At 67.7% G+C, this 9769-nt stretch carries 5 protein-coding genes and 2 pseudogenes; 2 read left to right on the plus strand and 5 right to left on the minus strand.

Annotation, left to right across the window (positions count from 1 at the left end; all coding sequences use genetic code 11):
* Positions 1 to 316, plus strand: a pseudogene (locus tag AWB92_RS23325) (PE family protein); the annotation flags it as partial.
* 10 nt (positions 317 to 326) lie between these two features.
* On the opposite strand, the gene AWB92_RS23330 reads toward AWB92_RS23325, so the two are convergent.
* Together AWB92_RS23330 and AWB92_RS23335 are read right to left on the minus strand one after the other, a co-directional pair.
* On the minus strand, positions 327 to 1337 hold the full coding sequence (locus tag AWB92_RS23330; protein WP_085189895.1) for a PHP domain-containing protein: 1011 nt from the start codon (positions 1335 to 1337) through the stop codon (positions 327 to 329).
* 22 nt (positions 1338 to 1359) lie between these two features.
* Positions 1360 to 1791: a hypothetical protein gene (locus AWB92_RS23335; protein WP_085189897.1), complete on the minus strand. Its 432-nt coding sequence runs from the start codon at positions 1789 to 1791 to the stop codon at positions 1360 to 1362.
* Between the two features lie 51 nt (positions 1792 to 1842).
* Here AWB92_RS23335 and AWB92_RS23340 point away from each other — a divergent pair, with 51 nt between their 5' ends.
* Positions 1843 to 2694 carry an LLM class F420-dependent oxidoreductase gene (locus AWB92_RS23340; RefSeq protein ID WP_085189899.1) on the plus strand — a complete coding sequence of 284 codons (852 nt, stop codon included), beginning with the start codon at positions 1843 to 1845 and terminating at the stop codon, positions 2692 to 2694.
* A 371-nt stretch (positions 2695 to 3065) separates the two neighbouring features.
* Here the strand turns inward: AWB92_RS23340 and AWB92_RS23345 are convergent, their stop codons facing one another.
* The 3 genes and pseudogenes from AWB92_RS23345 to AWB92_RS30255 form a co-directional block, all read right to left on the minus strand.
* The gene (locus AWB92_RS23345) at positions 3066 to 4532 is read right to left on the minus strand and encodes a glutamate synthase subunit beta (protein ID WP_068102136.1); all 1467 of its coding nucleotides are present in this window, start codon (positions 4530 to 4532) and stop codon (positions 3066 to 3068) included.
* Positions 4525 to 9102: a glutamate synthase large subunit gene (gene gltB / locus AWB92_RS23350; RefSeq protein ID WP_085189901.1), complete on the minus strand. Its 4578-nt coding sequence runs from the start codon at positions 9100 to 9102 to the stop codon at positions 4525 to 4527. Before gltB ends, AWB92_RS23345 begins: the two co-directional genes overlap by 8 nt.
* Positions 9103 to 9535: 433 nt before the next feature.
* Positions 9536 to 9769: pseudogene (locus tag AWB92_RS30255) on the minus strand (hypothetical protein); the annotation flags it as partial.

The following is a 9769-nucleotide window of genomic DNA, read 5'->3' on the forward strand; positions in this document are numbered from 1 at the left end:
CGCCGCTACCGCTAGCGGTTCCGGCGGGGCGGGGGGCGCAGGAAGCCTCGCGGTCAACACAACTTTCCCCGCGGTGGCCGGAGGCAATCTGGGGACCGGCAGCACCGGCACCGGCGGCGGCGGCGGCAGCGGCGCCGTCGTCAACGCCACGAACCACTACGGCGGTAACGATGCCAGTGGAGCGACGGGCGGCATCGGTGCAAACGGTGGTGCGTTCAGCACCAACGGAGGCAATGGGGGCGCGGTAGGAGCTGGCGGCTTCGGCGGGCTCGGCTTGGGTGCCAACGGCAGCGACGGCGGCACCGGTCAGGCCTGACATGCGACCACTACCCGACTGACGCCGTCCACTCCAGCAGCTGCTCGGCGGGCCAGGTGTTGACGATGCGTTCGGTCGGCACGCCCACGTCCAGCGCGCGCTGGGCGCCGTAGCCCAGGAAGTCCAGCTGACCGGGCGCGTGCGCGTCGGTGTCGATGCTGAACACGCAGCCGATCTGCAGCGCCAGCTTGAGAAGCCGGGTCGGCGGGTCGCGGCGCTCGGGGCGGGAATTGATCTCGACTGCGGTCCCGTGGTCGCGGCACGCGGTGAACACCGCCTCCGCGTCGAACTTCGACTCGGGACGGATGCCGCGGTTGCCGGAGACCAGCCGCCCGGTGCAGTGGCCCAGCACGTCGGCGTGCGGATTGGAAACCGCGCGCACCATGCGGCGCGTCATCGCGGCCGCATCCATCGACAACTTCGAATGGACGCTCGCGACGACGACGTCGAGGCGCTCGAGCAGTTCGGGTTCCTGGTCCAGGCTGCCGTCCTCGAGGATGTCGACCTCGATCCCGGTGAGGATGCGCATCGGCGCGAATTGGTCGCGCAACCCGTCGATGACGTCGAGCTGCTTGCGCAACCGCTCGGGCGACAACCCGTTCGCGATGGTCAGCCGCGGCGAATGATCGGTCAGGGCGCAGTATTCGTGGCCCAGCGCCGACGCGGTGGCCATCATCTCCTCGATCGGCGCCGACCCGTCTGACCAGTTCGAATGCAGGTGCAGGTCCCCGCGCAGCGCGGCGCGCAGGTCGCCACCGCCGAGATCCTCGACCGCCGAGCGCAATTCGACGAGGAGGTCCGGTTCGCGGCCGGACCAGGCCTGATCGATCACCTTCGCGGTCTTGGGCCCGATGCCCGGCAGCGTCTGCCAGCTGTTGGCCTGGCCGTGCCGCTCGCGCGCGGCGTCGTCGAGGCCCTCGATAATGTCGGCGGCGTTGCGATAGGCCATCACGCGCCGGGGGTCCTGCCGGCTCCGGTCCTTGTAATAGGCGATCTGCCGCAAGGCGACTACCGGGTCCATGACTCCAGTGTGCCCGGCCCGGTCAGAAGAATTGGCCCACGACGAACCCCGCGAGCAGCACGCCGAAGCCGCCGATCTCGCCGGCGATGAGCAGCACCATCGTCACTTCCAGGCCGCGGCCGGGGTTTTCGAATTGGTTGACGGTGTCGCGCCGCGCCCCGTGGGTGATGTAGCCGAGGATGGCGGCGACGAAAAAGAAGACGACGACGCCCGCCGCGGTCAGGTTGACCCACGCCGGCCAGGCGCTGAGTTCGACGAACACCGCCAGCAGCAGGGTCGCGAACGAATAGAGCAACGCCGCCCGGTGCGCGATGTCGATGTACGGATGGGCGCGATGATCGTCGGCGGTCATGATCTGGCGGTACTTCCAGACACCGAGAACCAGCGCCAGCAGGAAGATCAGCCCGGCGGCCAGCAGGGTGATCCTGGTGTCGAATCCGAGCGCGCCGGTCATCGTCCCGAGGAGTTTAGTTGCGCTTCATAAAGATCGACTAACGTCGGTTGCATGCGATTCGCGTTCAAAACCTCACCCCAAAACACCACCTGGGCCGACATGCTCGCCGTCTGGCAAGCCGCCGACGATATCGAGGTCTTCGAGTCCGGCTGGACGTTCGACCACTTCTATCCGATCTTCTCCGACAGCAGCGGGCCCTGCCTCGAGGGGTGGACGACGCTGACCGCGCTGGCGCGGGCGACCAAGCGACTGCGGCTGGGCACACTCGTCACCGGCATCCACTACCGCCACCCCGCCGTGCTGGCGAACATGGCGGCCGCGCTCGACATCATCTCCAACGGGCGCCTTGAGCTCGGCATCGGCGCAGGGTGGAACGAGGAGGAGTCGGGCGCTTACGGCATCGAGTTGGGCTCCATCCGGGAACGCTTCGACCGGTTCGAGGAAGCCTGCCAGGTGCTGATCAGTCTGCTGAGCGAAGAGACGACCGACTTCGCCGGCAAGTACTACCAACTCAAGGGCGCCCGCAACGAGCCCAAGGGCGTGCAGCGCCCGCACCCGCCGATCTGCATCGGCGGCAGCGGCGAAAAGCGCACGCTGCCGATCACCGCGCGCTACGCCCAGCACTGGAACTTCGTCGGCGGTCCACCCGAGTTGTTCGCGCAGAAGCGCGACGTGCTGGCCGCGCGGTGCGCGGACATCGGGCGCGACCCGAAGGAGATCACCCTGTCGGCGCACCTACGCCTGGAGCCGGACCTCAACTACGGAAAGGTCATCGAGGACGCGGCGGCGCTGGGTGCCGAAGGGCTGGACCTCGGCATCGTCTACCTTCCCCCGCCGCACGACCCCGCCGTGCTGGAGCCATTGGCGGAGGCGATCCGCGGTTCCGGACTGTTGGATAAGTGAGCGATAAGTGAGGTCGCTCTGCTGGCCTCACGCCGAGCAAACTAACTTGTGCGCCGCCGGCGCGTGAACCTGGTGCTTACACCCCGAACAGCAACAGTTCTTCGGCGGTGATCAGACGTTCATGCTTTGCGGGGAACTCGCGGCTCTTTACCGGGTGACGCAACCATGACCAGGCGATTCGCCCCATCCTCGATCGGGGCAACGGGTTGACATGCACAGTGACCACTCCTGCGATCGGTCCGTTCCTGCGGGACACCCCCCGTGACTTCTACCCGATGAGGCCCACAGAGAACCATTAGACAACAATCGTCTGGCAAACGTGGGCAGAAACGCCGAATTGAATTCTTCTGTTTCTGGTGTGACTGATGTGACTACGTCAGCGGGGCGGCGGTGGGCTTGATCGGCGCCGGGAGCGCCGTCGAACCCATCAGGAACCGGTCGACCCCCGCCGCCGCGGCGCGGCCCTCAGCAATCGCCCAAACGATCAGTGACTGGCCGCGACCCATGTCACCGGCAACGAAGACCCCGGGGACCGAGGTGTCGAAGTCGGCGCCGCGCGCGACGTTGCCGCGCTCGGTCAGCTTCACTCCGAGATCGGTGAGCAGACCCTCCTTCTCGGGGCCGACGAACCCCATCGCCAGCAACACCAGATCGGCCTCGAGCTCGAAGTCGGAGCCCTCGACCTTGACGAACTTGCCGTCCTGCATGGTCACCTCGTGGGCCTTGAGGCCGGTCACGTGACCGTCCTTGCCCACGAACTCCTCGGTGTTGACCGAGAACACCCGCTCGCCGCCCTCTTCGTGCGCCGATGACACCCGATACATCAGCGGATAGGTCGGCCACGGGGTCGACTCGGCGCGCGCCTCCGGCGGACGCGGCATGATCTCGAATTGGTGCACCGCGATCGCACCCTGCCGGTGCACGGTGCCCAGGCAGTCGGCCCCGGTGTCACCGCCGCCGATGATGACGACCTTCTTGCCCTTGGCGGTGATCGGCGGCTCGCCGTCGGGACCCAGGACGTCGTCACCCTCCTGGACGCGGTTGCCCCAGGGCAGGAACTCCATCGCCTGGTGGATGCCGTCCAGCTCCCGGCCCGGGATGGGCAGGTCGCGCCAGGCGGTGGCCCCGCCGGCCAGCACCACCGCGTCGAAGTCGCCGCGCAGCTGTTCGACGGTGATGTCGACGCCGACGTTGACGCCGGCTCGGAACTCGGTGCCCTCGGCCCGCATCTGGTCCAGCCGCCGGTCCAGGACGCGCTTTTCCATCTTGAATTCCGGGATGCCGTAGCGCAGCAGGCCGCCGATGCGGTCGTCGCGCTCGAACACGGTCACGCTGTGGCCGGCGCGGGTCAATTGCTGGGCGGCGGCCAGGCCCGCGGGGCCGGAACCCACCACGGCGACGGTCTTTCCGGTCAGCTTGTCCGGGGGCAGCGGCACCACAAAGCCTTCGTCGAAGGCGTGGTCGATGATCTCCAGCTCGATCTGCTTGATCGTCACCGGATCCTGGTTGATGCCCAACACGCACGCCGGCTCGCACGGGGCCGGGCACAGCCGCCCGGTGAAGTCCGGGAAGTTGTTGGTGGCGTGCAGCCGTTCGATCGCGTCGCGCCAACGGCCCCGGCGCACCAGGTCGTTCCATTCGGGGATCAGGTTGCCGAGCGGACATCCGTTGTGGCAGAACGGGATACCGCAGTCCATGCAACGGGTTGCCTGATGGCGCAGGGTCTCGTCGTCGAAGTCCTCGTAGACCTCGTTCCAGTCGCGCAGTCGCAGCGGGACAGGCCGGCGCTTCGGCAGTTCCCGATGTGTGTATTTCAGGAAGCCGGTGGGGTCAGCCATGCGCGGCCGCCATGATCGCCTTGTCGACGTCGATGCCGTCGCGCTCCGCCTCGGCGATCGCCTGCAACACGCGCTTGTAGTCGCGCGGCATCACCTTGGCGAAGTGCCGGTGCTGGCCGGGCCAGTCGGCGAGGATGCGCTGGCCGACAGCGGAATCCGTGGCATCGACGTGCGCCTGGATGGTGCCCCGCAGGTACTCCAGGTCGTCCTCGTCGAGCGCCTCGAGCTCGACCATTTCGGCGTTGAGGTTGTTCGGCAATTCGCCCTCCGGGTCGTATACGTAGGCCACGCCGCCGGACATGCCCGCCGCGAAGTTGCGGCCGGTGCGGCCAAGGATGACGACCTTGCCTCCGGTCATGTATTCGCAGCCGTGGTCGCCGACGCCCTCGACGACGGCGTGGGCGCCGGAGTTGCGCACCGCAAACCGTTCGCCGACGACGCCGCGCAGGTAGGCCTCCCCGCTGGTGGCGCCGAACAGGATCACGTTGCCGCCGATGATGTTGTCCTCGGCGACGTAGTCGGCCGGCGCATTGTCCGACGGCCGCACGACGATCCGGCCACCCGAAAGCCCCTTGCCGACGTAGTCGTTGGCGTCGCCGTACACGCGCAGCGTGATGCCCCTCGGCACAAACGCGCCGAAGCTGTTGCCAGCCGACCCGTCGAAGGTGATGTCGATGGTTCCGTCCGGCAGGCCTTGGCCCCCATAGGCTTTCGTCAGCTCGTGGCCCAGCATGGTGCCCACCGTGCGGTTGACGTTGCTGATCGTGGTGGAGAACCGGACCGGCTTGCCGGAGTCCAGCGCCTCGCGGCTCATCACGATCAGCTGCTGGTCGAGCGCCTTGTCCAGGCCGTGATCCTGCCGCGAGCTGCAGTACAGGTCCTGGTTCATGAACGCCGACTCGGGCTCGTGCAGTACCGGCGCCAGGTCCAGCTTGTGGGCCTTCCAGTGCGCCCGCGCCAGTGTGGTGTCCAGCGACCCCACCTGGCCGACGGCCTCGTTGAAGGTGCGGAAGCCCAACTGCGCCATGTACTCCCGTACCTCTTCGGCGATGAACATGAAGAAGTTCTCGACGAACTCGGGCTTGCCGGTGAACCGCTCGCGCAGCACCGGGTTCTGGGTGGCGACGCCGACCGGGCAGGTGTCGAGGTGACACACCCGCATCATGATGCAGCCGGCCACCACCAGCGGGGCGGTGGCGAAGCCGAATTCCTCGGCGCCGAGCAGCGCCCCGATCATCACGTCGCGCCCGGTCTTCAGCTGCCCGTCCACCTGGACCACGATCCGGTCACGTAACCCGTTGAGCAGCAAGGTCTGCTGCGTTTCGGCCAGCCCGAGCTCCCACGGGGCGCCCGCGTGCTTCTGCGACGTCAGCGGCGTCGCGCCGGTGCCGCCGTCGTGCCCCGAGATCAGCACCACGTCGGCGTGCGCCTTGGACACCCCGGCGGCGACGGTGCCCACCCCGTTTTCGGAGACCAGCTTGACGTGCACGCGCGCGGCCGGGTTGGCGTTCTTCAGGTCGTGGATCAGCTGCGCCAGGTCCTCGATGGAGTAGATGTCGTGGTGCGGCGGCGGCGAGATCAAACCGACACCGGGCGTGGAGTGCCGCACCTCGGCCACCCACGGGTACACCTTGTGGCCCGGAAGCTGGCCGCCCTCACCGGGTTTCGCGCCTTGGGCCATCTTGATCTGGATGTCGGTGCAGTTGGTCAGGTAGTGCGACGTCACGCCGAAGCGGGCGGAGGCGACCTGCTTGATCGCGCTGCGACGCCAGTCGCCGTTGGGGTCGCGGTCGAATCGCTTGACGTCCTCGCCGCCCTCGCCGCTGTTGGACCGGCCGCCGAGGCGGTTCATCGCGATGGCCAACGTCTCGTGCGCCTCGGCGGAGATCGAGCCGTAACTCATTGCCCCCGTGGAGAAGCGCTTGACGATCTCGCTGGCGGGCTCGACCTCTTCCAGCGGAACGGGGGGCCGCACGTCGCCGCGGAACTTCAGCAGCCCGCGCAGCGACGCCAGCCGCTCGCTCTGGTCGTCGACCAGGCGGGTGTACTCCTTGAAGATCTTGTACTGCCCGGTGCGGGTGGCGTGCTGCAGCTTGAACACGGTCTCCGGGTTGAAGAGGTGGTACTCACCCTCCCGGCGCCACTGGTACTCGCCACCCACCTCGAGCTCGCGGTGGGCGCGCTCGTCGGGCCGGTCGAGGAAGGCCAGCTTGTGGCGGGCGGCGACGTCGGCGGCGATGTCCTCCAGGGTGATCCCGCCGGTCGGGCAGGAAAGCCCGGTGAAGTACTCGTCGAGCACGTCCTCGGAAATGCCGACGGCCTGGAACAGCTGCGCGCCGGTGTAGGAGGCCAGCGTCGAAATGCCCATCTTGGACATCACTTTCAGCACGCCCTTGCCGGCCGCCTTGACGTAGTTGTTCAGCGCCTTGTCGCGGTCGATGCCGTCGATGACCCCGCGGTCGAGCATGTCCTCGATCGACTCGAACACCAGGTAGGGGTTGATCGCGGCCGCGCCGAAGCCGACCAGCGCCGCCATGTGGTGCACCTCGCGGGCGTCGCCGGTCTCCACCACCAGGCCGACGTGGGTGCGTGTCCGGTCGCGCACCAGGTGGTGGTGCACCGCCGCCACCGCGAGCAGCGACGGGATCGGCGCCAGCTGCTCGTCGGATCCACGGTCGGACAGGATGATGACCCGCGCGCCGTCGGCGATCGCGGCGGATGCCTGCGCACGCACCTCCTCGAGCGCGGCGGTCAGCCCGGCGCCGCCCTCGGCGACGGGATACAGGCAGGGAATCACCTTGGACCGCATGCCGTGTGGGCGGCCGTTGACCTTGTCATCCGGGTTGAGGTTGACCAGCTTGGCCAGCTCGTGGTTACGCAGGATCGGCTGCTGCAGCACGATCTGGTGGCAGGAGAACTCGTCGGGGTTGAGCAGGTCGCGCTCGCCGCCGGTGGTGCCCTGCAGGCTGGTCACCACCTCCTCGCGGATGGCGTCCAGCGGCGGGTTGGTCACCTGCGCGAACAGCTGCTGGAAGTAGTCGTAGAGCATCCGCGGACGCTGGGACAGCACGGCGACCGGGGTGTCGGTGCCCATCGAACCGATCGGCTCGGCGCCGGAGCGCACCATCGGCGTCACCAACAGGTTGAGTTCCTCGTAGGTGTAGCCAAAGGTCAACTGGCGCTTGACGAGTCGCTCGTGCGGCATCCGCGCGTACTCGCCCTGCGGCAGGTCGTCGAGCGGAACCAAGCCGTTGTCGAGCCACTCCTGGTAGGGATGCTCGGCCGCCAGTTCTGCCTTGATCTCCTCGTCGGCGACGATGCGACCCTGTGCGGTGTCCACCAGGAACATCCGGCCGGGCTGCAGCCGCATCCGGCGGACCACCCTGGCCGGGTCCAGGTCGAGCACGCCGGCCTCGGAGGCCATCACCACCAGGCCGTCGTCGGTGACCCAGATCCGGGAGGGGCGCAAGCCATTTCGGTCCAGCACGGCTCCGATGATGGTGCCGTCGGTGAACGTTATCGACGCGGGGCCGTCCCACGGCTCCATCAGCGAAGCGTGGTACTGATAGAACGCCCGCCGCGCCGGGTCCATCGACTCGTTGCGTTCCCATGCTTCGGGAATCATCATCAGCACCGCGTGCGCCAGGGTGCGGCCGCCCAGGTGCAGCAGCTCGAGTGCCTCGTCGAAGCGCGCCGTGTCGGACGCGCCCGGGGTGCAGATCGGGAACAACTTCTCCACGTCGTCCCCGAAGAGGTCGGTCTTGATCAGCGCCTCGCGGGCCCGCATCCAGTTCTCGTTGCCGGTGACGGTGTTGATCTCGCCGTTGTGCGCGATGCGACGGAACGGATGTGCCAGCGGCCAGGACGGGAAGGTGTTGGTGGAGAAGCGGGAGTGCACGATGCCCAGCGCGCTCGTCAGCCGATCATCTTGCAGGTCAAGGTAAAACGCCTTGAGCTGCGGGGTGGTCAGCATGCCCTTGTAGATGAATGTTTGACCGGAAAGGCTTGGGAAATAAACGGTTTCGCGCCCGGGGCCGTCTTGTCCCGGGCCCTTGGTCCCCAGTTCGTGCTCGGCGCGCTTGCGCACCACGTAGGCCCGCCGCTCCAGCGCCATGCCGGAGTCGCCCGTCATGAACACCTGCCGGAAGGTCGGCATCGCGTCGCGCGACAGCGCTCCCAGCGACGAGTCGTCGGTAGGCACGTTCCGCCAGCCCAGCACCTGCAAGCCCTCGGATTCGGCGATCTTCTCCACCGCCGCGCACGCGGCCGCGGCGTCCTTGGAGGACTGCGGCAGGAACGCGATGCCGGTGGCGTAGCTGCCCGCGGGGGGCAACTCGAACTCCACGACCTCGCGCAGGAACGCATCCGGAACCTGAATCAGGATGCCGGCGCCGTCACCGCTGCGCGGCTCGGCACCCTGGGCACCCCGGTGTTCGAGGTTGAGCAGCGCGGTAATCGCCTTGTCGACGATGTCGCGGCTGCGGCGGCCGTGCATATCGACGACCATGGCTACCCCGCACGCATCGTGCTCGAACGCGGGGTTGTATAACCCGACGCGCTTGGGCGTCATATGCACCTGACCCTTCACCAAACGTTCTTCGCTGCCGTTACGAGCGGCTCCGGTAGGGCCGCAACCCGCGAGGGTTGCGGGTCTCGGACCCGTTGGCCCCTTCGGCCTTGCCGATAGGCTGTGCCCCAGGCGGGATGATCCGTTGTTGGAGATTCGTCCGTGCAGCGCTGAACGGTGGCCTGAAGCTGGTTTCGACAAGTCGTAAAACGATATGACAATACCCGCCTGACATGCCAACTTCGTTAAGTCTAACCGGCAACCGGCGGCGGCGTAAATTCGTCGCGGCGGGCGGTCGACGACGGCGCCGACATGGGAGTTTTGGGCTTCGACTGTCCCGACCCCGACGTCGATTCTAGCCGACCGGCGGGGGTGATCACCAATTCGGCCAAGTTTGCTGTGATTGCGCCCACGTGCGGCGAGGTCCGCGCCTGCCCTACTCACCCGCGTGCTCAGCGGTCGGCGGACCGAATCGCAGCCGGGCGGAGGTCGATCGGGCGAAAGTTTGCGCACACCGGGTGAAGGCCCGCCGGCGGCCGGTGGCCGATACTGGACGGGTACCGGTCCGGCACTCGAGGAGCCCATGAACGAGCGCGACGAATTCCTGCGGGACCGTCTGCAACCCGACCAGCCCGGTGCGCCCGCAGGACACCCACCCGCTCCCCCGCCC

The sequence above is a fragment of the Mycobacterium sp. IEC1808 genome (assembly GCF_002101935.1).
GTDB lineage: Bacteria > Actinomycetota > Actinomycetes > Mycobacteriales > Mycobacteriaceae > Mycobacterium.